We start from the raw sequence: 23,980 nt of genomic DNA, 5'->3' as shown, positions 1-23,980 counted from the left end.
TCCACCCTAACCTCGCTGCCATGCAGAATAACGTCGTGGGTGCTGGGGGGCAAAGCGGCGAATGGTCCGAACTCTCAGGCTGACACTCAGGAGGCCCCATTTATGCGCTACATGATGACCTACGACCTTATGGAGTCCATGCGTAACACCAACCAATGGCTTGGTGCAACCGCAAGCGCGATGGCGTCCTACCCCCTGTTTTCCATGACACCTAACCCGGCGTTCAGCTGGATGGCCGCATGGGGTGAAGTCACCGAACGGACCTTCCAGCGAATGGTCGTCAAACCTGACTGGGGCATTCGAACCTTCACCTGCGAGGACGGCAAAGACCATCTGGTCGAGATTACGACCGTTCTGGAACGCCCCTTCGGCGATCTGGTTCATTTCCGTGTCAACGGCCGGGAAGAACAACCGCGCAAGGTCCTGCTGGTTGCGCCCATGTCCGGCCATTACGCCACGCTGCTGCGTTCGACTGTCAAAAGCCTGCTGGTCAATTGCGAAGTTTACATCACCGATTGGCATAATGCGCGCGATATTCCTGTGTCTGCCGGCAAGTTCGATGTCGAAGACTACACGCTCTACCTTGTAGATTTCATGAAGGAACTGGGGCCGGACACGCATGTCGTGGCGGTGTGTCAGCCGGCCCCGCTGACATTGGCAGCGACCGCCTATCTGGCCGAAGTCGAACCCAAGGCTCAACCCAGCACTCTGACACTGATTGGCGGGCCGGTGGACCCGGACGCGACCCCGACCGACGTCACCGACTTTGGACGACGTGTTACGATGGGTCAGCTGGAAGAAACCATGATTCAACGGGTCGGATTCAAGTACAAAGGTGTCGGGCGTATGGTCTATCCCGGCCTGCTGCAACTGGCGTCGTTCATGTCGATGAACGCCGATCGCCACTCCAAGGCGTTTTCCGATCAGATTCAGCGTGTTATCCGCAACGAAGCCTCGGACCTGGATGCCCATAACCGTTTCTATGACGAATATCTTGCGGTGATGGACATGACGGCCGAGTTCTATCTGTCGACGGTCGAACGCGTGTTCAAGAACCGCGAGATCGCACGCAACGAATTTGTTGTCGCCGGCCACAAGGTGGATATCGGCAAAATCACCGATGTTGCCGTGAAATCGGTCGAAGGTGCGAATGACGATATCTCGGCGCCCGGACAATGTATTGCTGCACTGGACCTGTGCACCGGTTTGCCAGACAGCAAAAAGGCCAGCCACGTAGAACCCGGCGCGGGCCACTATGGCATTTTCGCGGGCCGCAGCTGGCGCGATAACATTCGCCCGCTTGTGATTGATTTCATGAACGAAAACAGCCGCAAGAAACGTCGCCGCGCTGCGAACACCAACAAGGTAGCCTGATGAACATGGGCGGGCCATTACATGGTGGCCTCGCCTTTTCCTGCTGTTGCGGCCAGTTGAAGGGTCAAATCTCGGACCGGGGCGTTCGGCTTGGAACCCATGTCGAGTGTTTTTGTCATGACTGCCGTGCGGCGCAACTGTATTTCGGGCAGCCCGACCCGGCGCCCGGCCCGGTGGACATTTTCCAGATGGCACCGGATGAAATCGAAATCACCGCCGGAAGCCAATTCCTTTCGGCCATGAAACTCAGCCCAAATGGTATGCTGCGATGGTATGCCAGCTGCTGCAACGCCCCGCTGGCGACAACGCCACAGACTGCACGTTTGCCCTTTGCAGGGTTTATCGTCGGCAGGATTACCGGTGATGTTTCCGCATTGGGGCCGGTGACGACCCGTGGGTTTGTCCCTCGACCCGATGGAAAACAAAAACACGAAAAGGTCAGGTTTGCGGCGTTTGGCCTTTTGCGCCGCGCCCTGCAATCGCGCCTGTCAGGACGCTGGATGAATACGCCGTTTTTCGACCCCGAGACCGGCGATCCTGCGGTCGTACCGAATGTCATTTCGAAAGACGCGCGGGCGGCGCTTTACCCCTAGACAAACTTTTGCGGGATATTCAGCCAGGTTTCCAAGGCTTTGTTGACGGCATCGGGCGCTTCAAGCGGCAGCAGATGTCCGGCATTTTCGACGATCTCCAATGCGGCCTCTGGTATCAGGTCAGACATGAAAGAGTGCCGTTTGACCGGGGTTAGCGTGTCATGGGCGCCGCACATGATCAAAGTGGGAACCTTGATGCGGCGCAACGTTCCCTGTTGGTCGGGCCGGCGCTGCAAGGCACGCATTTGACGCACGAATGCCTCGGCGCCCAGATCATTCGCCATTGCCAAAAGATCATTCAGAATGGGGATTCGCCGGGGCCCCGGCGCCAAAGTATCGGTGCCGACCAGTTGGCGCATGACCTCTTCCAGCCGCCCGCCCAGGGCCCCAATGATCAGGTCCTCGCGACTGGCCGCGATTTGAGGTGTATCCGCCAGTGCGTCCGTCGACATCAGACACAGGCGCGTCACCCGTTCCGGTGCCCGCCGGGTCAGTTCCAACCCCACCACACCGCCCATGCTCAGGCCCACCAATGCAAACCGATGTGGCAACTGATCCAACAGCCCAGAGGCGATCTCTTCAATGCGCTCGCCTCCGGAAACAGGTGCAACAGTGACAGGCCGTGACCGTGACAACACCTCGATCTGAGGTCGAAACAGCCGGGCATCACACATCAACCCAGGCAATAAAACCAGCGGTTCCTTCACGCGGGGGCTCCATCTGCTCGGTTTGTCCGAGTCCTTCCAGTTGTTGTCAGGATGAGAGTTTTGCCACAGCCGGGCAAGGAAAACTTCACGGGTAGGCGATGGCCCGAAACGCCGGGAAATCGGCGTAACGGGATTGCCGGGCCGCAAGGTCTTCACCGGGCTCAGCGCCGGGCCTCAACAGACACCCACGCGGAGCAATATAGCTGTCGATCCGGCGTTGCGGCCTGGGCCGCCACACAAGGTTGAACGCACAGAGCTTGGGAAAGAACCAGATTTCGGAATACTCCAGATAATCGTGCATCCACCACGCCAGATCCCGCCAGTCCCTGCCCTGCGCATATTGATCCGCGAACCACGGGATGACGATGGATGCCCCGGCGATCCGCGCATCCCCTTCCCCGCGATCCCAGATGTGGCATTCCAGCGGGTGATCGTTTCGGGCGCAGTTCAGCTTGTTTTCATTGCCAAACCGGTTCAAGGACGATGAACGATAACCCGACCTGACCGCGACCCGGCCAAATGTCTCCTCCAAAGGGTCAAGAAGAGTTTCGCAAAAGGCGCGGCCTGTTTCGATCGCCAGATCCGGGTTGTCCGGAATATTCTGCTTTTGGTGGAAGTTGCCGATTTCCGAATACATAAAATCGCGCATGAAGAAGTGCCGGGACAAGCGGACACGACCCAAGGTCTCAAGGCTCCACATACTGCCCGGCTTACGCATCTTGCATCCTTTTTTCCGATCAGGGTTTATTCCACCCCCAAGCCCTTGAGCCACTCCAGAATACCAGCAACGGTGGCATCGGTTTGACCCGGCGACATCAACCGCCCCGCGATAACATGTGAAGACGGATCGTCACCCGGCCCCATCGTCACCAGCCTGACCGTTGCCGGAGCGCCCCAGGCCTCGGCAACCTTGCGCGTCCGGTCCGGCCGCACAACCTGATCATCATCCGAAAACCAGAACAAGGCGGGTATTAGGGCGTCAGAGAAATCCAGCGCATAGACCGTATCCACCAGCACGGACATCGGCACGACGGCTTCCCACGGGTAGACCGACGTCCAGTACCTGTTCTTCTCGGGGTCCGGCCCTGACACATCGCGTTCCGGCCCCATGAGAACGGGCAACCAACTTCTTGCCCAAGGCAACGAAGGCACCGACGCCGCGACGGTATTCACACCAAAGTTCGGCGAGACAAAAACCATGCCGACCACATCCTGGCTGAGGTCGGCATCCAACGCAGCGGCCGCCGCCAGCGTTCCTCCGGTCGAGGTGGAAATGACGATCACCTTTTCCCCGACCGCACGCGCCGCTGCCAGCCCTTCGGCGGTGTCCTGCATCCAGCCCGAGGCCGTACCCTCGGCCATCGCCGGCCCATCCCGACCGTGACCCTGCAACCGCGTGTAGACCAGATTGGCGCCCAAAGCGTCAGCCACCAGATCAGGAACAGGGCGGATTTCCTCGGAACTTGCTGAAAAACCGTGGATGTACAGAACAGAATACGGCGTGCGCTGTTCCTTGAACCCGTCCTGCCAGATCACGCGCTTTTCGACACCCGGAACGATGTCATCATAGGCAGACTCGGTACTTTCAAAAAAAACCTGAACACCTTCACCAAATTTCCGAGGATCAAAGGTCGGGTGCAGGTTCACTTCCTCGCGCGGGCCGAACCAGTAGACCAGGCCGCCAAGAACAACCAGCGCCAGAAGAGCGCGCCCCAGAAACCAACCAAAGCGCCGCATCAGGCTTCTCCCAACACTTCAAGAACCGCGGTCTCGATCAAACCCAGGCACATCTCGTCCGAGAAGCGATGATCAGCCCCCTTGACCAACAACAGCCGCATGTCAGGACCCGCAGCATGTTCCAGCAGCCGCACGGCTGTTTCGGTCGAAACCGCCGTGTCTGCGGTACCTTGCAGGAAACGAACCGGGAACGGCAGATCCAGAGCGTCCCGCAGAACCAAATTCTGGCGTCCGTCTTCGATCATGCGCTTGGTGATGATATAGGGTTCCATATAGTCGGACGGCAGCTCGACATGGCCGACAGAGTCCAGCGCAGCTTTTTGTTCGTCGCTGAACGAAGCCCAGTACCCGTCCTCGGTGAAATCCGGCGCGGCGGCGATTGTGACCATGCCCGCAATTCGCTCGGGCATGACCTTGGCCAGCAGCAATGCCTGCCATCCTCCCATTGATGAGCCAACCACGATCAAAGGTCCGTCCGTCAATGCCTTTACCGCAGCCAATGTGTCCTGATGCCAGTCACCGATACAGCCCTCGGTGAACGCGCCCGAGCTTTCCCCGTGGCCGGAATAATCGAACCGCAAGAACGATTGCCCCCGCGCCTGTACCCAGGCTTCCAGATGCACGGCCTTGGTGCCTTCCATGTCCGATTTGAGCCCGCCCAGAAAAACGATGGTCGGTCCTGCCCCTTCGGTCTTGTGATAAGCCAGTCGCCGCCCCTGCGGCGTCTCCAGAAAATCCGTCGCTGCCATGAAACCCTCTTTCCTTTTCCAGCATCATGCACGCCCCACCCCCGAGTGCAATTCCGCCCACTTCATCTTATTCCAATTACTCCGGGGAGCGCGAGGGGCTGGCCCCTCGCCCCACTCTTGACACAGGCCCATCCACCTGCCACATGGGCCGAACACACATAACCCGCAACCGGGCGTTCAGTGGGCGCCAAACCGACGAGGAGAGCCGATATGGCCCTGGATTCTCAATCCGTCTCTCTCACCTTTCCCGATGGCAATGCACGCACCTTCGCCGCAGGCGTCACGCCCGCGCAGGTGGCTGCCGACATCTCAACCTCGCTGGCCAAAAAGGCCATCTCGGCCACCGTTGACGGCCAGCACTGGGACCTGCAATGGCCCATCGAATCCGACGCACAGATCGCTATCCACACTATGAAGGATGAGGCCCAGGCCAATGAGCTGATCCGCCACGATCTGGCCCATATCATGGCGCGCGCGGTTCAGGAGATCTGGCCCGCCACCAAGGTCACCATCGGCCCCGTCATCGAAAACGGCTGGTATTATGACTTCGACCGCGAAGAGCCGTTCACGCCCGAAGATCTCGGCCTCATCGAGAAAAAGATGAAAGAGATCATCAACAAGCGTGATCCCGTCACCACCGAGGTCTGGGACCGCGAGCGCGCGATCGAGTTCTACAAGGCCAATAACGAGCCCTACAAGGTCGAGCTGATCGAGGCTATTCCCGGCGACGAGCCGCTGCGCATGTACTGGCACGGCCATTGGCAGGATCTTTGCCGAGGTCCGCACCTGCAACATACCGGGCAGGTTCCGGGGGATGCGTTCAAGCTGATGTCCATCGCGGGTGCCTATTGGCGCGGCGACAGCGATCGCGCGATGTTGCAGCGCATCTACGGCGTGGCCTTTACCGGCAAGGAAAAGTTGAAAGCCTACCTGCATATGCTGGAAGAAGCCGCCAAACGCGACCACCGCAAGCTGGGCCGCGAGATGGACCTGTTCCACATGCAGGAGGAAGCGCCCGGTCAGATCTTCTGGCATCCCAACGGCTGGACCATCTACACCCTGCTGCAGGACTACATGCGCCGACAGCAGCGCAAGGGCGGTTATGTCGAGGTGAACACGCCGCAGGTCGTTGACCGCAAGCTGTGGGAACGGTCCGGCCACTGGGACAAGTATCAGGAGAATATGTTCATCGTCGAAGTGGACGAAGAACATGCCCGCGAGAAAGCCGTTAACGCGCTCAAGCCGATGAACTGCCCCTGCCATGTTGAAATCTTCAAACAGGGCCTGAAATCCTATCGCGATCTGCCGTTGCGTATGGCCGAATTCGGGTCGTGCAACCGGTACGAACCCTCGGGCGCATTGCACGGCATCATGCGCGTGCGCGGTTTTACGCAAGACGACGCCCACATCTTTTCGACCGAGGAACAGATCGAGGCCGAAACCGCCGAGTTCATCCGTTTCCTCAGCGTGATCTACAAGGATCTGGGATTCGAAAAGTTTGCGGTGAAATTCTCGGACCGTCCTGAAACGCGGGCTGGTTCAGATGAGGTCTGGGACAAGGCAGAATCCGCCCTGCTCTCTGCAACCCGAGCAGCCGGGATCGAACCCGAACTGAACCCGGGTGAAGGCGCCTTCTACGGTCCAAAGCTGGAGTTCGTCCTGACAGATGCCATCGGTCGCGACTGGCAGTGCGGCACCTTCCAGGTGGACTTCGTTCTGCCTGAACGCCTGGACGCCACCTATATTGGCGCCGACGGCGGCAAACACCGCCCCGTCATGCTGCACCGCGCGACGCTGGGATCCTTCGAACGGTTCATCGGTATCCTGATCGAAGAACACGCGGGCAAACTGCCGTTCTGGCTGGCCCCGCGTCAGGTCGTCGTGGCCTCGATCACCTCCGAAGCGGATGAGTATGTTCTGGAAGTGGTTGAAACGCTCAAAGCTGCGGGTGTCCGCGCCGAGGCGGATATCCGCAACGAGAAGATCAACTACAAGGTCCGCGAGCATTCGGTCGGCAAGGTGCCGGTCATTCTGGCCGTCGGCCACCGCGAGGTTGAAGAGCGCACCGTCAGCGTCCGACGTCTGGGTGAAAAACAGACGCAGGTTCAACCGCTTGACGTTGTAACAAACGAGCTGTCGCAGGCAGCCACCCCACCGGATTTGCTGTAACAATCGGCAGCATATTGCTGGGAATCTGGCCCCCGAATTGGGGCCAGATTGAAACAATTCACTCTTTCTTCATCAAAAACAATGCTTTACGCTGCAAGAGGGCGCGCCGCCCTTTGACGTGCTTGTGAGACACGGGCTCGTGAATTCAACTCTGTCTACCAAGCTACTACCTTTGTCATTGTCACAAGCAGACATACCCAGTCATCAAGAGGATTACCGAGATGTCGAACACAGCCAAGTCCCTGGTTATCGCAACCGCAGTCGCAGCCGCCGTATCGGGCGCCGCAACCACTGCATCCGCTCAGGCAAAGGAAAAATGCTATGGCGTATCGCTGGCCGGTCAGAACGACTGCGCCGCGGGCCCCGGCACCACCTGCGCGGGCACCTCGACCGTTGATTATCAGGGCAATGCATGGACCCTGGTTGACGCAGGCACCTGCGCGGATATCGAACTGCCCGCGCAGGCAGACGGCAGCCCGCGCAAAGGCTCGCTGGAAGCCCTGGATCGCGATCTGCCCGCATAAGAATGGCCTGACGAATTCAGGGGCGGGCACCATCGCCCGCCCCTTCCCTTTCGTGATCAAGGAACTGACCCATGCTGGATGATGCCCACCGGTCGAACCGTCTGCCCGCAGCGCCGGGCGTTGGTTACAAGCCGCAACACTTCGCTCAGATACTTGAACACGCACAGCCCGTCGCATGGTTGGAAATCCATGCCGAGAACTACATGGGCGACGGCGGGCGGCCTCTGGCGCAGCTGCGCCACCTTTCCGAACAATTCCCGATCTCGGTCCATGGCGTTGGCCTGTCCATCGGCGGCGAAGGCGCGCTGGACCCTGATCACCTGGCCCGGCTGAAACATCTGGTGGGCTGGCTGAATCCCGCCAGCTTTTCCGAGCACCTGGCCTGGTCCACACATGACACCCATTTCTACAACGACCTGCTGCCCTTGCCCTATACCGACGCAACACTGGCGCGCGTTTGCGATCATATCGATCAGGTTCAGGACACCGTCGGACGGCAGATGCTGTTGGAAAACCCCTCAAGCTATTTGGCTTTTGACGAAAGCACCTGGTCCGAGCCGGACTTTCTGCGCGAAATTGCACGTCGCACCGGATGTGGCTTGTTGCTGGATGTCAATAACGTCTTTGTCTCTGCCACCAATCTGGATTTCTCTCCTCAGGGTTACATCGATGCCTATCCACTTGAAAAAGTTTGGGAAATTCACCTTGGAGGCCATGACGAGGATGAAGACGATCACGGCCACCCGCTGCTGATCGACAGCCACGGGCGTGAAGTCGTCGATCCGGTCTGGGCGCTGTTGGATTACGTGCTGGAACGTACGGGGCCGAAACCCGTCCTGATCGAGTGGGATACCGACGTACCGGACTGGTCCATTTTGCGGGAAGAAGCCGTTCGCGCGCAGACCGCCCTGGAACGGATCCCGGCATGAGCGTTTCGCAATCCGAATTTCGCGCGGCCATGATGGATGCGTCAGCCCCTGTCCCCGAAGGTTTGCTGGACGCTCAGGCGCAGCCAGCCGGTCGTCGGTTCAGCGTCTATCGCAACAATGTCGCCGTGTCCTTGACCGAAGCGATGCATCAGGCGTTCCCAGTCATCACCAAGTTGCTGGGGCCACAGAACATGGACGGGCTGGCCGGGATATTTCTGCGCCAGCACCCGCCATCATCATCGCTGATGATGTTCTACGGTGAAGCCTTTCCCGAATTTCTGGCCGGAATGCAGCAGCTTTCCCATCTTGGTTACCTGCCGGATGTGGCGCGGCTGGAACTTGCGTTGCGCAAGTCGTACCACGCCGCCGACAGCCAACCCGCCCCGGCAGACGCGCTGGCCGTAGACCCCGAACAGGTCATGCGAGCCCGGCTGCGTTTTGCCCCGGCCATGCGGGTGGTACGCTCGGACTGGCCCATTCACGCGATCTGGCGTTTCAACACCGAAACCAACGCGCCGAAACCAGATGCGCGAGCTGAGGATGTTTTGATCACACGCCCGGAATTCGACCCGGTTGCCCAGTTGCTGCCAGCCGGCGGCGCCGATTGGATCGCTAATATGCAAGGCGGCGACATGATCGGCGAAGCGTTTGAAAAAACCGCTGCGGCGCAACCTGAATTTGACCTTGGAACCACTCTGGCACTGCTTTTGCAGGGCGGTGCAATAACTTCTGTGACTATCGAAAGGCTGGAGACATGACTGCCCTGATCTCACTTCACAACAACGTTCTGGGAAAAGTGGACCTGGCGTCCAACTGGCTTACACCCACGCTGGCGCGACTGGTCTTTGTCGCGGTTCTTCTGGTCTACTACTGGAACTCGGCGATGTTGAAGATCGACGGCTCGATCTTTTCACCTTCGGCCGGTGCATTCGGTCAGATTTTTCCCAAAGCCGCCGAAGCCGTCCTTTACGACGTATCCCAAATGACGCTCTTTCAACGGGTGGTCATTTTCTTTGGCACGGTTGCAGAATTCGTCCTTCCCGCGCTGCTGCTGGTCGGTCTGTTCACCCGCCTGGCGGCCTTGGGTATGATCGGTTTCATCTGGGTGCAGACCCTGGTCGATGTCACCGGCCATGGCGTGAAACTGGGCAGCCTGTTCGACGCGGCGCCATCCATTATGGATCAGCGCACGATGTGGACGTTCCTGATGCTGGTGATCGTAATCAACGGTGCGGGCCCCATCTCACTTGATCGGATCCTGCGCCTGAAGTGACCTAGAAATGCGCTTTGGGCTGGTCCGGTTTACCTGCTGCCAGCCCAAGCACCCCGGCAACCCCGGCAAACGCGATCGGGAACATGGTGAACACACCAAATCCGAATGCGTAATACATCGCCCCCGCTGAAATCAGCAGCAGAATCCCGGCAACAAGGGCGCGCGCGGGCGCCATCGCGCCCCCGGCAATGGCCAACAAAGGCGCAATGATCGACACAGTCTGAATCAAATCAGGGTTGTCTACCTGCCTCAGAACGCCGTCTATCTCGCCGACGTGATCGATGACGACCACCTTCGCATACCCGAAAAACCCGACGATCATCCCGATCAGCCCGGCAATCACGCCCAAGATCATGGCGGCATTACGCATTGAACGTCCTCACTGTTGCTTGCAGGCACATAAGCATTCCTTAAGAAATACCAAGCTGCGTGCGAGTTTCCGCGGTCCAGCCAAGAAACAGCTCTCCGTCTTTCTCGATCAACGGGCGCTTCATCAGGGTGGGATGCTGTTTCAAAAGCTCTAAAGGTGCTTTCGCGCGCTGGTTGTCATCCAATCCGCGCCATGTCGTTGACCTGGTGTTGAGCAAAGCCTCGCCGAAGCCAGCAAGAGCCTGCGACAGCACAGCATCCGGCACGCCATCACTGCGGACATCCACAAACTCTGCGTCTGGTAACGTTTTCAATGCTTTGCGACAGGTGTCACAGGTTTTCAATCCATAAAGGCGCATGTTTTTACTGCTCCTGCATTTGATTGCATTTTAGGCAAACTTGCCAGTTTCCGGCGGTTATTCTTGATTTTTTACTTCACCGTGCAATGTTGAAAAAGGCGAAACACACGAAACGGACTGTTCAGAAAGTGCCAAACAGTCTTTTTTGTGGCGACGCTGAACACAGCCCCACCAATTTGTGGGACAATGCGCAAGTAGAAGGAGACACGGGACATGCCAACCGGCACCGTGAAATGGTTCAATACCACTAAAGGTTATGGTTTTATTGCCCCTGATGAAGGGGGCAAAGATGTGTTTGTACATATCTCGGCCGTAGAACGGTCCGGCCTCACCGGACTCGCAGACAATCAGAAAGTCTCGTACGAGTTGCAGGACGGGCGCGACGGCCGACAAATGGCTGCGGAATTGAAGCCGTTGTAACGACATCCCCGCTGATTGCGGGATGAATCCATTAAGGTTGGCGGCCAATTTCCGGCCGTCAACCACCCCCTACCGGGCCTGTTCCATTACCCGCGCGCGGATTTTTCATTTGCGCGGCGTCAATGGTGTATATCCGTTGCAGTGGTGTCGGATACCCCGGTTTCCCGCAACCAGATCCCAGCCCCGCCCGCAAACCGGACTTCCCAGGCTTTCATTGTGCGCTCGGGGCGACGCTGGCACGTTGCGACGCCCTTCGTTCCGGTTTCAGGTCATCGTGCATGCGTCGCAAAAGCCCACACTCTGCTTAGGCGATGGATCGCTTGGCATGACAATCCGAAAAAATCGGCGCGCGGTAATTCGAATTCTATTTGCGAATGATCTCTTCGAACTCGCGCCACTCCCGAGCCGTCATGCCCGAGCTTTCCTGCGTGACGTCCTCACCCGTCAGCATGCGGCGCAGGCTTTCAACCATCTGAGCCGACAGGTTGACGGCCCCAAGACGGTAATCCTCGAAGGCTTTATAGGCAAAGGGCACCCAGTCGGCGACGATCTTGCACATCGTATCAGCGTAGACGCGGATCTCATATTGAGCATGAGGGTCAGCGCGCAGCCGCAGAAAATGGAACAGGTTGTGCAGGTCGACCTTCCAATACCACTGCGTATAGATGTTTGCGGGCAGGTTCATCCGGGCCAATTCTCGTGCCAGCCCCTGTTGCCCGTCCTGGCTGATCATCGACTCGTAATTGTCATAGCACCGGGCGCTGTCAGCCTTGAGGATGTCCAGAACACGCGCGGCCTCTTCACCTTCCAGAGCAGAACCACGACCTTGATTGTTCACCTCTGATTGGGCGGCCACATGTTCGGGTGCGGGAATATAGAATTCACGATCCAGAATCGAATATCGCGCCGAGTATTCATTCACATTGGCCGTACGGTGCCGAATCCACTGCCGCGCCACGAAGACCGGCAGCTTTACATGCAGTTTGACCTCGCACATTTCGAAAGGGGTCGAATGCCAGTGCCGCATCAGGTACCGGATCAGACCTTCGTCATTCTGAACCGATTTGGTTCCTTTGCCGTAGGACACACGCGCGGCCTGACAGATGGCCGCATCATCGCCCATGTAATCAATCACGCGGACAAAGCCGTGATCCAGAACCTGATGCGCGGTGTACAGGTGATCTTCCATTCCCGCTGAAACGACGCGACGAGTGGGATGCGATTGCGCACGTTGCGCTTCGATCTCGGCCTGTTGGTCAGCGGACAGCGGCATCAGGTTTTCCTTTCTGGCAATGAGTCGCCCCCTACTATATCTCGCCAGCCGCAACATCGAAACCGCGATATATGCCGCAACCCACGCAAATTTCAATTCGCCAGACCCGGCGGTCTCGACACATTAGGTCGGCGCGCTAAGCTCAATGCAAACTGAGTCGAAAAGGATGGCCAAAATGGCGCTGACATATCTTCACACCATGGTCCGCGTGAAGGATCTGGAAAAATCCATGGCGTTTTACAAGCTTCTGGGCTTGAAGGAAACACGCCGCTATGACAGCGACGCCGGGCGGTTTTCACTGATTTTCATGGCCCCTCCGGGGCAGGAGGATGCGCCGATCGAGCTGACCTACAACTGGGACGGTGATGACGGCCTTCCCAGCGACAGCCGCCATTTCGGTCACCTCGCATATGGCGTCGACAACATCTACGAGGTTTGCCAGCACCTTCAGGATAATGGTGTCACGATCAATCGCCCTCCGCGTGATGGTCGCATGGCATTTGTACGCTCACCCGACAATATCTCGATCGAGCTTTTGCAAAACGGCGATGCTCTGGAGCCGAAGGAGCCCTGGGCCAGCATGGAAAGCGTTGGCCACTGGTGATCCGGTGGGTCATAACGCTTGGGCTGGCCGTGCTGGCCAGCCCGATCAAGGCCGAAACGTGTCGTTTGGCCCTTGCATTGGCCATGGACATTTCAGTGTCGGTCGATGAGGCCGAGGACGTGCTGCAACGGCAGGGTTTGGCGGCTGCGCTGATCGCACCCGAAGTGCAGGAGGCCTTTTTTTCCTCTCCCATGCCGGTTGCATTGGCTGTTTACGAATGGAGCGGTCGTTCCACCCAGCACGTCATTTTGAATTGGATGCTGATAGAAGATGTTGCCGACCTACTTTTCGCCTCCGGTCAGATAAGTGCCTCTGTGAGATCAGATACCGGATCAGCGACCGCCATGGGCTATGCCCTGGCTTACGGGTCAACCTTGATGAACCAGGCACCCGACTGCTTGTTTCAAACGATTGACCTGTCCGGAGATGGTTCCAACAATGATGGCTACGGACCACGGATAGCCTATCGGCACTTCGCTTTTCAGAATGTGGTGGTCAATGGCCTCGTAATCAACGCGGCGGATTTTGAAGGCGAACTTTTTCTGATCCCGTTTTTTGAAAACAACGTCCTGCATGGTCCCGGTGCCTTTTTGGAGGTCGCTCAGGGGTTCGAAGATTTCGAACGGGCCATGCGGAAAAAGCTGAAACGGGAATTGAGCGGTTTGCAGATTGGTGCGCTTGATGAAGACCCGCAATAAATCCGCGCCTGAGTGCTGCTTTTGCGGGCCTGCTCTCTGGACCCGCATTTGAACAAGGCCGCCAGGCCTGTGCATCAGTGCAGGACGGATTTGGTTCTGCGCGACGCACAGCTGCGGTCAGTAGATGTATCGGATCTGGTCGGTCCAATATCGCTCCACCCGGCGCAGCGACGTGGTGATGTCTTCGATACCTTCCAACTCCAACACGCCTCTGCTTTGCAATCCTTCGGCGTGACGCGCAAACAGGTCGGACACGATATTGCGGATTTCCCCGCCTCGTGGAGTCAGACGCACGCGGACAGAGCGGCGGTCAATCTCGCATCTCTGGTGGTGCATATACCCCATCTCAACCAGCTTCTTGAGGTTGTAGCTGACATTGCTGCCCTGATAGTAGCCGCGGCTTTTCAGCTCACCCGCCGTCACTTCGTGATCGCCGATATTGAACAGCAGCAACGCCTGAACCGCGTTGATTTCCAGCACGCCAACACGCTCGAATTCATCCTTGATGACGTCCAGCAGCAACCGGTGCAGCCGCTCCACCAGGGCCAGCGCCTCAAGATAGCTGGTCATGAACCCCTTGGCTCCCAGCCCGGAGACCTGCATTTCGATACTCATCCGAACCTCCGATTCAGTCGTGCTGTTTGAGACACGATGACCTGAAAGTCCGAAAAATCGGTTAAGCCGGTATTGTCTTATTTCTGAAAGGTCTGCGCTATGTTTGAAATCAAACTGGCAAACTGCGCCGGCGGCTGCACCTGACCTGTGACCCATTGATACAGGTCCTGATCGTTTTCGTGCAGCAGCGCGTCAAAGACATCCAGCCCGGCGGCATCCATATCGGCCAGGTTGCGATCGGCATAAGCGGAAAGGATGATGTCCATCTCTTTGATCCCGCGCCGCATGGATCGCATTTTCATTCGCTTGATGCGTACGTCCCGGGGTTCACTCAATTCTTCTGCTCCAGCATCAGACGCATTTTCTTTTCCAGTCGCGCCGCACGTTCAGCGCAAACCCGCATCTCTCCTCGGATGGCGCGCAATTCGGCCACCGCGGTCGACAGTTCCATTCCACCTTCGCCCTCTTCCACCGGGGCATCCATGCCTTCGCCCTCACCGGTCAGCAGCCACATGATCGAGACATTGACCAGCCCCGCCATCATCGACAACCGGTTCGCACGCGGCTCGGACAGATCGTTTTCCCAATCGACAATCGTCGTCTTCTTGACGCCAAGGCGGCGCGCCAGCTCTGCCTGGGTCATTCCGGCCGCTTCGCGCGCGCCTGCCAAACGGTCCCCGAATGTCGCAGACTCAGGTCCATACCAGTCTTTTTCATCATTCATCGGGGTCTCCAATTCGCATTGTCCATTCGGCTTGATCGTCATTCCGGCGCACCCTATGACAGTCGGGTTGAACATACAAACCGAGGCCATCCATGAGTTTCCTGTCTGCGACACTGTCACGCGTCAAACCATCGCCCACAATCGCCATGACAGCCAAGGCCGCCGAGCTTAAAGCCGCCGGGCGCGATGTCATCGGCCTGAGCGCGGGTGAGCCGGATTTCGACACCCCGCAAAACATCAAGGACGCCGCTGTTGCAGCGATTGCAGCCGGAAAAACCAAGTACACCGCACCGGACGGCATTCCGGAACTGAAGCAGGCGGTTTGCGCCAAGATGAAGCGCGATCATGGGCTTGACTACACGCCCGCGCAGATCTCGGTTGGAACGGGCGGCAAGCAGACGTTGTACAACGCCTTGATGGCAACAATGAATGACGGTGACGAGGTGATCATCCCCGCGCCATATTGGGTAAGTTACCCCGACATGGTTTTGCTGGCAGGCGGGACGCCGGTTGTTGTTGAAACAACGCTGGCCAACAACTTCAAGCTGACGGCAGAACAACTGGAAGCCGCCATCACCCCAAGGACAAAGTGGTTCATCTTCAACTCGCCCTCGAACCCGACAGGCGCAGGGTACAGCCGGGATGAGCTCAAGGCCCTCACCGATGTTCTGATGCGCCATCCGCATGTCTGGATCATGTCGGACGACATGTATGAACACCTGGCCTATAACGGATTTGAATTCTGCACGCCTGCCGAGGTGGAGCCCGGCCTGTATGACAGGACGCTTACCTGCAACGGTGTTTCGAAAGCCTACGCCATGACCGGCTGGCGCATCGGTTATGCTGCCGGTCCGGTCGAACTTATCTCGGCGATGCGCAAGATCCAGTCGCAATCCACCTCGAACCCCTGCTCGATCAGCCAGTGGGCGGCGGTGGAAGCGCTGAACGGAACACAGGATTTTCTGGCCCCGAACAATGAAACGTTCAAACGCCGCCGTGATCTGGTGGTGCGCATGTTGGACGAGATTGACGGTATAACCTGCCCGACACCCGAGGGCGCGTTTTATGTCTACCCCTCGATCGCCGGGCTGATTGGCAAAACGACACCCGCGGGAACTGTCATCGAAAACGATGAAGCCTTTGCCAGGGCCCTGCTGGAAGAGGCGGATGTCGCCGTCGTGTTTGGCGCGGCCTTTGGCCTGTCACCCAACTTCCGGGTCAGCTATGCGACGTCCGACGCAGCCCTGACCGAAGCCTGCGCTCGTATACAGCGCTTTTGTGCATCTCTGAGGTAAACATGTCTGCCGACCTGCCCGAATACTATTTTCGCATCCGTGAAAACGGGGCCGCGGTGTTTCGGATCGATACGGAAAACCGCCAGCGCCGGATCGAGATGGACCAGATCGCCGTCATCAACATCCGCAACGGTGAGGTCAAGCCACACGGGCAACGGGTTTTGTCCGAACGGGATCAGGCAGAGATCGCCCAATGGATGAACGAGCGCCGGGCCATACTGGCCCAGCGCGACATTGACGACATTCACCGCGCTGTCGACTATCTGAATCTGACAACGCAATGGGCGCAGTCCAAGGCAAGCGACGAACAGCTTGAGGAAGTAACCGACAGGTTGCTGATGGCGATGCACGATCTGCGCACGGTTCTGGTTCGGAAAAAGGCCGACCGGTTGAGCAAAGACTAGGCCGGTTCCGCCGGCGCCTGCATCTGCCGCACCGAATGCATCCAGAACCGGGCCATCAGCAGCACCGCCGCGAAAGCCAGGCCAAGCACCAGCCCCAGCCAGACACCGATGCCGTCCATCTGACGGACGAAGCCGAAATAGTAGGACGCCGGAATTCCCACCACCCAATAGCTGAGCGCCGCCATAACCATCGGTATCTTGGCATCCTGCAAACCACGCAGCAGTCCCAGCGCAATCACCTGCGCCCCGTCGACCAGTTGGAACAGGGCAGCCATGGCCAGCAATCCTGTCCCGATAGCCAGAATTTGTCCGCGCTGCGGATCATCGGCCTCCATGAACAGGGAAATCAGCGGCTCGGCATATGTCAGGAACAGGATGACGGTCACGACGGACATGACCAGCGACATGCCTGTCACGGCAATCGCACCTTTCTCCAGATGCGCCTTGTCACGGCGGCCCAACGCGTTGCCGGCCCGGATGGTGGCCGCATTTGACAGCCCCAGATGCACCATGAATGTGGCCGACGCCAAATTCAGGGCGATCCCGTGCGCGGCCAGCGGGACCTGACCCAGCCAGCCCATCATCACGGCGGATGTTGCAAACAGCGACACCTCGGCCAGGGTTGTCAGGCCAATGGGCACGCCCAGTTTCCACACGCTGATGAACATTTCCCAATCCGGACGCCAGAAGCGCTGGAACAGGCTGTGTTCCGGCAAGGTCCGGACGACATAGACGACAACCGCGACCAGTGAAACGACCTGTGTCGCGATCGAAGCGATCGCAGCGCCCATCACACCCAGTTCCGGCGCGCCCCAGTTGCCAAAGATCAGCGCATAGTTGGTAAACCCGTTCACAACCGCCGCCGTAACCGTGATCCACAGCACGATCTGGGTTCGCTCCAGGGCCGCAAGGTAGGATTTCAACACCATAACGATGAGAGCCGGAAACAATCCCCAACCGGCAATGCGCAAATATTCCGACGCGGTTTCAGCGATATGCGGCTCTTGTTTCATGGCGATCAGGATCGGATAGGACCACCACAACAACGGCATGACCACCGCAGCGTATAGCAGTGACAACCACAGCCCCATGCGGGTCGAGCGGCGAATGCTGGTTTCGTCCCCTTCTGCCGCTGCGGTGGCAACCATCGGCATGACAGCCCAGCCAAACCCCGCACCAAACAAAAACAGAACGAAATAATAGCTGCTGGCCAGGGTAACCGCTGCCAGCGCCTCGACCCCGTACCAGCCCAGCATGACGGTGTCGGTCAGGCCGATGGCAAACTGCGCCAGATGGCCGCCGATCAACGGCAGGCCAAGCACGGCAATTGCCCGAAAGTGGGCCGGATATGTCATCACTTTTGTCATCGCACCAGCCATATGCGCGGGCTTGGCGCGAGACAAGAGATGATCGCTAAAATGTCAACATGATACCTCGGTGCCCGCTTGCACGGTCCAGGCGGGCACCGGCGTGATTAACGAGCGTCCGGATGCAGTGTCGTACCCAGAATATGCTCGGAGCGGTGAATCACGTGATGCGCCTGCCCCACGATCAACGGATCGGGTTCACCCACAATGTCGTGATCCTTGCCCGGATAGTCCAGCGTCGACAGGAAATGGCGCATACAATTCAGCCGCGCGCGTTTTTTGTCATTCGACTTGATGATCGTCCACGGCGCGTCCGCGGTATCGGTGTAAAAGAACATGGCCTCTTTAGCTTCGGTGTAATCGTCCCACTTGCTGAGGCTGGCCTTGTCAATCGGTGACAATTTCCACTGTTTCAGAGGATCCGTCTCGCGACTTTTGAAACGACGCTGCTGTTCTTCCTGCGTGACCGAGAACCAGTATTTGTAAAGCTGGATGCCCGAACGTACCAGCATCCGCTCCAACTCTGGCGTCTGCCGCATGAACTCCAGATATTCATTGGGAGAGCAGAAGCCCATCACCCGCTCGACACCCGCGCGGTTGTACCAGGACCGGTCGTAGAACACCATTTCGCCAACTGTTGGCAGTTCCTGAATATAGCGCTGGTAATACCACTGCCCCTTTTCCTCCCAAGTGGGTTTATTCAAGGCCACGACCCTGGCCTGACGCGGATTGAGGTGCTCCATGAAGCGCTTTATCGTACCGCCCTTGCCGGCAGCATCGCGCCCTTCGAACAGCAGAACGAAACGCTGCCCGGTTTCCTGCGCCCACAACTGAACCTTCAGCAACTCTGCCTGAAGCTTGGCCTTCTGTTCTTCGTACACCGACCGCGCCATCTTGCGGCCATAGGGGTACTTGCCGCTTTCAAACGCCTGCCGGATCTTTTCAGGGCTGGGCTCTGCGACGTCTGCAACCGGCGTCGGCCCGGTCTTGACCTGAGTTGAATTTGTTTCGACCCGAGCAATGGCTTCCATGAAATCTTTCCTTTTCTGTTGTCCCGGAAAGGAGCTAGCAGAGAGGCCATGGATGCGCTTTGATTGGGGTCAAATTGATGCCTCAAAAACCCACAAATTCCGCACTGGATACAAGGGTCCGATACAAACGTCGTTTTTCAAGCTATGCCCGAGCGGCCCTTGCCTGAATCCTCAATTGGATCGTCTAATCGACCTCGGCCAACATGGCCAAAGCTGGCGCCCGTTTGGCGCACCGGATCGCTGATCCCCTTGTTTCAGGCTTCATCTATGCCCCCAATCGTCAGGGTTGTCAGAGTTGTTGGGCGACAGACCCAATTCGTCGCCTTCCGTCGAACATCCCAGCCCCAGAACCGTGCGGTTCGCATAAGAGAAGTAGGAACAGACCTGATTGATCTCGAGGATTTCTCCATCATCCCACCCTGCCGTGCGCAGCGCCGTCACATCCGCTTCGACCAGATCGCCCGGATCCTCGGTCAGTTTGCGCGCATAGGTCATGGCCGCCACCTGCGCTGCATCCAATGGCGCGGCGGCCGGATCGCGAGCTTCGATCGCCGCCCGGATCGCGTTTCCCCGTTCTTCGTTGGCCAGCAACCGCTGCAACCCTGCGAAATGGTGTTCGACGCAATATCCGCATCGGTTCAGAGAGCTGACCCACACGCCCAGCACCTCAAGAAACCATTTCGGTGTCTTGTTGCCCGAGTGATGCAGCACCGCCTTGTAGATCGCCATGTGCCCTTCCATCGAATGCGGGCGCAACGAATGCGCCATCATGATATTGTCCACATTGTTGCCCGGGCCCGTGACGCGGTCATAGAGTTTCTTAAGCCTGCCTGTGGCTTGCTCGAAGGGGATGGTTCTGATCCAGCTCATTTGGCTTCCTGTTGACGTAATTGCCTGTCGTTCAGAGACTAAAAGCGCTTTGAGCCCGAGGCGAGACGAATTCGACACCCCGTCAGAAAGAACCCGAACCAGCGCAGACCGCAATTTGAACATCGGCCCGGTTTTCCGAAACACCTGCACGGCCTGTCCAGTCAAAGCCGTCCGAGCATTCGTCCTCAACCACCAGCTGTTCGGCAACCCGGTCAGATTGGGCTAGACGCCCTCTATCTCCATGGTGCGGAACTCATTCTTCAGCCAATTGTGCCGGGCACACATCGGTCTTGTGAAATGCTGACGTATCAATTTGCTCATGGCCTTCTGGATCAGCTCCGACGTCGTTGCCGGGTATACTTCGGTTGTAAACAGCGACACTGTGCGAACGAAGTTGCTGCCGGGAAAGGGCATGGCCTTTACGCTGTTGTGAAACCTCTGCGTTCGGTGAAAGCACGCCGCGGTCGTGATTGCCCAGCCACTGCCCTGCGCGACCAGGCCGATGATGGATTGGTTGCACTCCAGTTCAAACCGGTTGGGCAGGCTGAACTTGCTTCGGGCCAGTTGAGTTTCAATCTGCTTGCCGATCACATAGTCACGCGAATACCTCAACAATGGCAAATCGGCATCCGGGTTGAACAGCTCGTCCGGGGATCCTTCGAACTTGTTGGGAACCACGACGATGAAGGGGTCTCTCATCAACGGGTATTCGATCAGCCCCTCGGTACGACCCAGCGGTCGTGTGGCGACGCCCACGTCAAGCTTGTGTTCCTGAAGTTTGGCAAGAATTTCGTGGCTTGGGCGCGTGAAATGGCGGAAATTGCACCGCGGCAGAGCCTGCGCCAGAAAACGAACAAGGTCGGGCGCGATCTGGTTGTCGAAGTCATCGATCAAAGCCAGCCGCAGATCCGTCGCATGCTGCCAGTTTCCCGTTCGTATCTCAGCCTCACCGCGCTTCAGCACAGTCAGACCCTCACGCACATAGCGGGCAAACACCTCGCCCGCCGGCGTCAGGCCCATCGGGCGACGCCCATGGTCGACCAATTCAATCCCCAACGCGCGTTCAAGGCTGCGCAGGTGGTTCGAAACCGTGCTGATTGACAAGTCTGTTTCTGATGCGACTTGCTGAATCGATCCGGATTTGGCGATCAACTGAAACACTTCCAGCCATCGAAGACTCAGAGATTTGGACACGGCAACCGACCATTGTTTCGATTTGTTCGAAACTAGCGAAGCAAAGTTTTGCCCATGCGGCAATGAAGAAGTTGATCAAAACGGTCGATTCTAGGCTTTCATTCGCATAAAATCCGGGTCGTACGGGCTTGGGCTGATAACCGTCGCACCAATCCGTTTCCCGCAGCTGTCCAGCTCCATTTCGCGGCCAAGCTGCGCCAGGGATGGATGAATGAAAGCGTGCGCCAGATTCAGCTCCGTGCGATACCCCCATCCGCCCGACGTGATGGTGCCAACGACAGTATCATCCTGCATCAGTGATGCGCCGGGATGCGCCGGGCCAAGGGTTGAATCGATGCGCAAGGGGACCAGCTTGCGTCGTTGTCCTTCGGACTTCCGTCTCAACAGGGCATCACGCCCCACGAAGACGCCCTTGTCCAGTCGGACAAACCGATCCAGCCCGGTTTCAAAAGGATCAAATTCGGTGATCAGATCGGCTTTCCAGTGCAAAAAGCTCTTCTCCATGCGCATGGATTCAACGGCCCTGGCACCGAACAGTTTCAACCCGTACGTTTCGCCGACCTCGCGCAAGGCAAGATAGGCCGCATAGAGCGAGGCATTTGGAACATGGATTTCATAGGCCAGCTCGCCCGAGTAACTCAGGTTCATGACCGTCGCCGGAGCAATACCGACAAAGCACTCGCGCACGCTGAGCCACGGGAACGCATCTGCCGACCAATCTCCTCTGGCGCAGGCTGACAAGACAGAACGCGACTTCGGGCCAGCCAGAACCAGAATGGTTTGATCATTTGTCAGACTGCGCAACTGAACGTCCTCATCGCTGCGCAGATGCAGGCGCAACCAATCCATGTCGTGAAACTCGCTTGCCGCCGCGGAACCATACCAAACGCGGGCCGGACCCCTGTGGCTGGCGGGCAGATTGGCAATCGTCGCTTCTGCCTTGATCATACCATGGTCGTTCAACAGGTATCCCAACCCGACACGCCCCTCACGCCGAGGAACAAGCCCGCAAAACAACCGATCCAGGAATGCGTGCCTGTCCAGTCCCGTGATCTCGATACGGTTGAACCCGTTTACCTCTGCAAGCCCGACGCCGGTTCGAATGCTTTCGACTTCGGCGGCCACCAAATCGAAGGTTTCGTCAAAATCGAAACTGAGCGTTGGCGAGAAATCGGGATCGGGTTTGAAATAGTCCACCCTTTCCCATCCGTTGACCACAGTGAACTCGGCCCCTTCGGATGCCAGAACAGGCGTCAGAGGGGTCGTTTTGGCGGGTCGGCCCGCGGGGCGATGTTCATGCGGAAAGTGGAACCTGAATTCGTTCTGATAATCTTCAATCGCCTTGAGCGCGGTGAGTTCCACATTGGCATGACCCGAAAACCTCCGCGGGTCGAGGCACCATGTGTCATAACATGCATCGCCATGCACGATCTGCTGTGCCAGCAACCACCCGTGACCGCCACCTTCACCCAGCCCGGCCCGCAGTCCAATGATGCAGTACGCGTTGCGCTTGCCCGGAATCGGACCGACCAATGGGGCACCATCAATGGTATAGGTGATCGGTCCGTTGACCACGGTGTGAATACCAACTTCCATCAAGGCGGGCATGCGCGCAAAGGCCCCTTCCAGCACATCGGTCACGCGGTCCAGATCATCCGGGCACAATGCGTTCACGAAGTTCGGATCAATCCCGTCCATACCCCAGGTTTTGCACCCCTGCTCGTAGAACCCTAGCAACAGGCCGTTCTTTTCCTGCCGGCAATAGTAATCGCTGATCGGGCAGCGCAGCAGCGGCATCCGGTGTCCGGCATCCCGGATGGCCTCGATTTCTTCGGTCAGGAAATACTGATGTTCCATGGACGACACGGGATGATGAACACCCATCATGGCGCCGACCTCGTTGACCCTGTAGCCGCAGGCGTTGACGACGACATCACAGTCGATATCCCCGTGCTCGGTATGCACGGTCCAGGTGTCATCGCTGTGCTGTGTCAGCGCGGTCACCGGCGTATTTCGATACACCTCGGCGCCCGCCTTGCGTGCCCGGCGCGCAAGGGACTGGCACAATTGCGCCGGATCGATGTCGCCGTCCAGCGGATCCCAAAGCCCACCGATGAGATTGTCGGTCGAAATCAACGGGTGTCTCCGGGCACATTCATCCGCGTCTATCACCTCGAAATGTACGTCCATCCCCCGCGCCATGGACGCAAAGTGACGATAGCCCTGCATCTGCCCTTCGGTGTTGGCCAGACGGATCCCACCGTCTGCGTGATGATAGTTGATCGGGTAATCCGGATCGTCAGCCAGCTCCTTGTACAGACGGATCGAATGCGATTTCAGGCCGACCATCGTCTGGTTCATGCCGAAATTGGTGACCTGCGCCGCCGAATGCCAAGTCGTGCCCGAGGTCAGTTCATTCCGTTCGACCAAAACCACGTCGGTCCACCCTTCCCGGGTCAGGTGGTAGAGCGTCGAACATCCGGCGATCCCGCCCCCTATCACAACGGCTCTGGTACGCGACTTCATGGCATTGCTCCTTCAACTTCGGCACCAGTCTTGCTGAATAACGGGATGCGCAGACAACAGGGCAGATACGGGTGCCGGAAAATCGAAACCGCGATTTCGGATTCTGAAAACGGCACTTCTTCTTTGATACCGGGACAACTTGGGTCCTACGGTGCAGGAAAACGCTAGGTGACGAA

At 58.0% G+C, this 23,980-nt stretch carries 27 protein-coding genes; 12 read left to right on the top strand and 15 right to left on the bottom strand.

What is annotated here, in order from left to right; translation table 11 throughout:
- Positions 1-102: 102 nt before the first annotated feature.
- Together phaZ and I9184_RS02710 are read left to right on the top strand one after the other, a co-directional pair.
- Complete coding sequence (gene phaZ, locus I9184_RS02715) at positions 103-1,374, top strand: polyhydroxyalkanoate depolymerase (RefSeq protein ID WP_171631288.1); 1,272 nt, start codon at positions 103-105, stop codon at positions 1,372-1,374.
- A gap of 5 nt (positions 1,375-1,379) precedes the next feature.
- Positions 1,380-1,967: a DUF6151 family protein gene (locus I9184_RS02710; protein WP_209832671.1), complete on the top strand. Its 588-nt coding sequence runs from the start codon at positions 1,380-1,382 to the stop codon at positions 1,965-1,967.
- On the opposite strand, the gene I9184_RS02705 is transcribed toward I9184_RS02710, so the two are convergent.
- The 4 genes from I9184_RS02705 to I9184_RS02690 form a co-directional block, all read right to left on the bottom strand.
- A complete protein-coding gene (locus tag I9184_RS02705; RefSeq protein ID WP_209832669.1) occupies positions 1,964-2,674 on the bottom strand; it encodes an alpha/beta fold hydrolase in 711 nt (236 codons plus the stop codon). The genes I9184_RS02710 and I9184_RS02705 overlap by 4 nt on opposite strands.
- A gap of 85 nt (positions 2,675-2,759) precedes the next feature.
- Positions 2,760-3,374: a hypothetical protein gene (locus I9184_RS02700; RefSeq protein ID WP_209833689.1), complete on the bottom strand. Its 615-nt coding sequence runs from the start codon at positions 3,372-3,374 to the stop codon at positions 2,760-2,762.
- A gap of 44 nt (positions 3,375-3,418) precedes the next feature.
- Positions 3,419-4,411 carry an alpha/beta fold hydrolase gene (locus I9184_RS02695; RefSeq protein WP_209832667.1) on the bottom strand — a complete coding sequence of 331 codons (993 nt, stop codon included), beginning with the start codon at positions 4,409-4,411 and terminating at the stop codon, positions 3,419-3,421.
- Complete coding sequence (locus I9184_RS02690; protein ID WP_209832665.1) at positions 4,411-5,160, bottom strand: alpha/beta hydrolase; 750 nt, start codon at positions 5,158-5,160, stop codon at positions 4,411-4,413. The genes I9184_RS02695 and I9184_RS02690 overlap by 1 nt, the downstream gene beginning before the upstream one ends.
- Positions 5,161-5,370: 210 nt before the next feature.
- Here I9184_RS02690 and thrS point away from each other — a divergent pair, with 210 nt between their 5' ends.
- The 5 genes from thrS (at position 5,371) to I9184_RS02665 (ending at position 10,055) form a co-directional block, all read left to right on the top strand.
- Positions 5,371-7,329 (top strand): threonine--tRNA ligase, encoded by a 1,959-nt coding sequence (gene thrS / locus I9184_RS02685; RefSeq protein WP_171631277.1) that lies wholly within the window; start codon positions 5,371-5,373, stop codon positions 7,327-7,329.
- A 221-nt stretch (positions 7,330-7,550) separates the two neighbouring features.
- A complete protein-coding gene (locus I9184_RS02680; protein ID WP_171631275.1) occupies positions 7,551-7,853 on the top strand; it encodes a DUF2282 domain-containing protein in 303 nt (100 codons plus the stop codon).
- A gap of 71 nt (positions 7,854-7,924) precedes the next feature.
- Complete coding sequence (locus tag I9184_RS02675) at positions 7,925-8,782, top strand: DUF692 domain-containing protein (protein ID WP_209832663.1); 858 nt, start codon at positions 7,925-7,927, stop codon at positions 8,780-8,782.
- Positions 8,779-9,540: a DNA-binding domain-containing protein gene (locus I9184_RS02670; protein ID WP_209832661.1), complete on the top strand. Its 762-nt coding sequence runs from the start codon at positions 8,779-8,781 to the stop codon at positions 9,538-9,540. The genes I9184_RS02675 and I9184_RS02670 overlap by 4 nt, the downstream gene beginning before the upstream one ends.
- Positions 9,537-10,055, top strand: a complete 519-nt coding sequence (locus tag I9184_RS02665; RefSeq protein ID WP_171631268.1) for a DoxX family membrane protein — start codon at positions 9,537-9,539, stop codon at positions 10,053-10,055. Before I9184_RS02670 ends, I9184_RS02665 begins: the two co-directional genes overlap by 4 nt.
- Position 10,056: 1 nt before the next feature.
- On the opposite strand, the gene I9184_RS02660 is transcribed toward I9184_RS02665, so the two are convergent.
- Together I9184_RS02660 and I9184_RS02655 are read right to left on the bottom strand one after the other, a co-directional pair.
- The gene (locus I9184_RS02660; protein WP_209832659.1) at positions 10,057-10,425 is read right to left on the bottom strand and encodes a hypothetical protein; all 369 of its coding nucleotides are present in this window, start codon (positions 10,423-10,425) and stop codon (positions 10,057-10,059) included.
- A gap of 40 nt (positions 10,426-10,465) precedes the next feature.
- Positions 10,466-10,783 (bottom strand): ArsC/Spx/MgsR family protein, encoded by a 318-nt coding sequence (locus tag I9184_RS02655; RefSeq protein WP_171631264.1) that lies wholly within the window; start codon positions 10,781-10,783, stop codon positions 10,466-10,468.
- A gap of 213 nt (positions 10,784-10,996) precedes the next feature.
- Here I9184_RS02655 and I9184_RS02650 point away from each other — a divergent pair, with 213 nt between their 5' ends.
- A complete protein-coding gene (locus I9184_RS02650; protein WP_152458488.1) occupies positions 10,997-11,203 on the top strand; it encodes a cold-shock protein in 207 nt (68 codons plus the stop codon).
- A gap of 364 nt (positions 11,204-11,567) precedes the next feature.
- On the opposite strand, the gene thyX is transcribed toward I9184_RS02650, so the two are convergent.
- Entirely contained in the window at positions 11,568-12,476 is a 909-nt protein-coding gene (gene thyX, locus I9184_RS02645) for an FAD-dependent thymidylate synthase (RefSeq protein WP_209832657.1), read from the bottom strand.
- 175 nt (positions 12,477-12,651) lie between these two features.
- On the opposite strand from thyX, the gene I9184_RS02640 reads away from it, so the two are divergent.
- Together I9184_RS02640 and I9184_RS02635 are read left to right on the top strand one after the other, a co-directional pair.
- Positions 12,652-13,080, top strand: a complete 429-nt coding sequence (locus I9184_RS02640) for a VOC family protein (protein ID WP_171631261.1) — start codon at positions 12,652-12,654, stop codon at positions 13,078-13,080.
- Complete coding sequence (locus I9184_RS02635; protein WP_209832655.1) at positions 13,077-13,778, top strand: DUF1194 domain-containing protein; 702 nt, start codon at positions 13,077-13,079, stop codon at positions 13,776-13,778. Before I9184_RS02640 ends, I9184_RS02635 begins: the two co-directional genes overlap by 4 nt.
- A gap of 117 nt (positions 13,779-13,895) precedes the next feature.
- Here the strand turns inward: I9184_RS02635 and I9184_RS02630 are convergent, their stop codons facing one another.
- The 3 genes from I9184_RS02630 to I9184_RS02620 form a co-directional block, all read right to left on the bottom strand.
- Complete coding sequence (locus I9184_RS02630) at positions 13,896-14,393, bottom strand: winged helix DNA-binding protein (RefSeq protein WP_209832653.1); 498 nt, start codon at positions 14,391-14,393, stop codon at positions 13,896-13,898.
- Between the two features lie 77 nt (positions 14,394-14,470).
- Entirely contained in the window at positions 14,471-14,728 is a 258-nt protein-coding gene (locus I9184_RS02625) for a succinate dehydrogenase assembly factor 2 (protein ID WP_224853117.1), read from the bottom strand.
- Positions 14,725-15,117, bottom strand: a complete 393-nt coding sequence (locus tag I9184_RS02620; protein WP_152458492.1) for a helix-turn-helix transcriptional regulator — start codon at positions 15,115-15,117, stop codon at positions 14,725-14,727. Before I9184_RS02620 ends, I9184_RS02625 begins: the two co-directional genes overlap by 4 nt.
- Before the next feature lie 92 nt (positions 15,118-15,209).
- On the opposite strand from I9184_RS02620, the gene I9184_RS02615 reads away from it, so the two are divergent.
- Positions 15,210-16,412: a pyridoxal phosphate-dependent aminotransferase gene (locus tag I9184_RS02615; RefSeq protein WP_209832651.1), complete on the top strand. Its 1,203-nt coding sequence runs from the start codon at positions 15,210-15,212 to the stop codon at positions 16,410-16,412.
- A gap of 2 nt (positions 16,413-16,414) precedes the next feature.
- Positions 16,415-16,816, top strand: coding sequence for a hypothetical protein (locus tag I9184_RS02610; protein ID WP_209832649.1), 402 nt, complete (start codon positions 16,415-16,417; stop codon positions 16,814-16,816).
- Here the strand turns inward: I9184_RS02610 and I9184_RS02605 are convergent.
- The 5 genes from I9184_RS02605 to I9184_RS02585 form a co-directional block, all read right to left on the bottom strand.
- Complete coding sequence (locus tag I9184_RS02605) at positions 16,813-18,171, bottom strand: MATE family efflux transporter (RefSeq protein ID WP_348539499.1); 1,359 nt, start codon at positions 18,169-18,171, stop codon at positions 16,813-16,815. The genes I9184_RS02610 and I9184_RS02605 overlap by 4 nt on opposite strands.
- Positions 18,172-18,290: 119 nt before the next feature.
- Positions 18,291-19,214: a polyphosphate kinase 2 gene (ppk2, locus tag I9184_RS02600; protein ID WP_171722987.1), complete on the bottom strand. Its 924-nt coding sequence runs from the start codon at positions 19,212-19,214 to the stop codon at positions 18,291-18,293.
- 261 nt (positions 19,215-19,475) lie between these two features.
- Complete coding sequence (locus I9184_RS02595; RefSeq protein ID WP_209832645.1) at positions 19,476-20,084, bottom strand: peroxidase-related enzyme; 609 nt, start codon at positions 20,082-20,084, stop codon at positions 19,476-19,478.
- Between the two features lie 222 nt (positions 20,085-20,306).
- Entirely contained in the window at positions 20,307-21,278 is a 972-nt protein-coding gene (locus I9184_RS02590) for a LysR family transcriptional regulator (RefSeq protein ID WP_171631246.1), read from the bottom strand.
- 90 nt (positions 21,279-21,368) lie between these two features.
- Complete coding sequence (locus tag I9184_RS02585; protein WP_209832643.1) at positions 21,369-23,804, bottom strand: FAD-dependent oxidoreductase; 2,436 nt, start codon at positions 23,802-23,804, stop codon at positions 21,369-21,371.
- Positions 23,805-23,980 lie beyond the last annotated feature (176 nt).

Origin of the sequence: Ruegeria sp. HKCCE3926 (assembly GCF_017872515.1) — a bacterium.
GTDB lineage: Bacteria > Pseudomonadota > Alphaproteobacteria > Rhodobacterales > Rhodobacteraceae > Ruegeria.
Note: the sequence above shows the minus strand (reverse complement) of the source record. Positions and strands in the feature narration are given on the sequence as shown.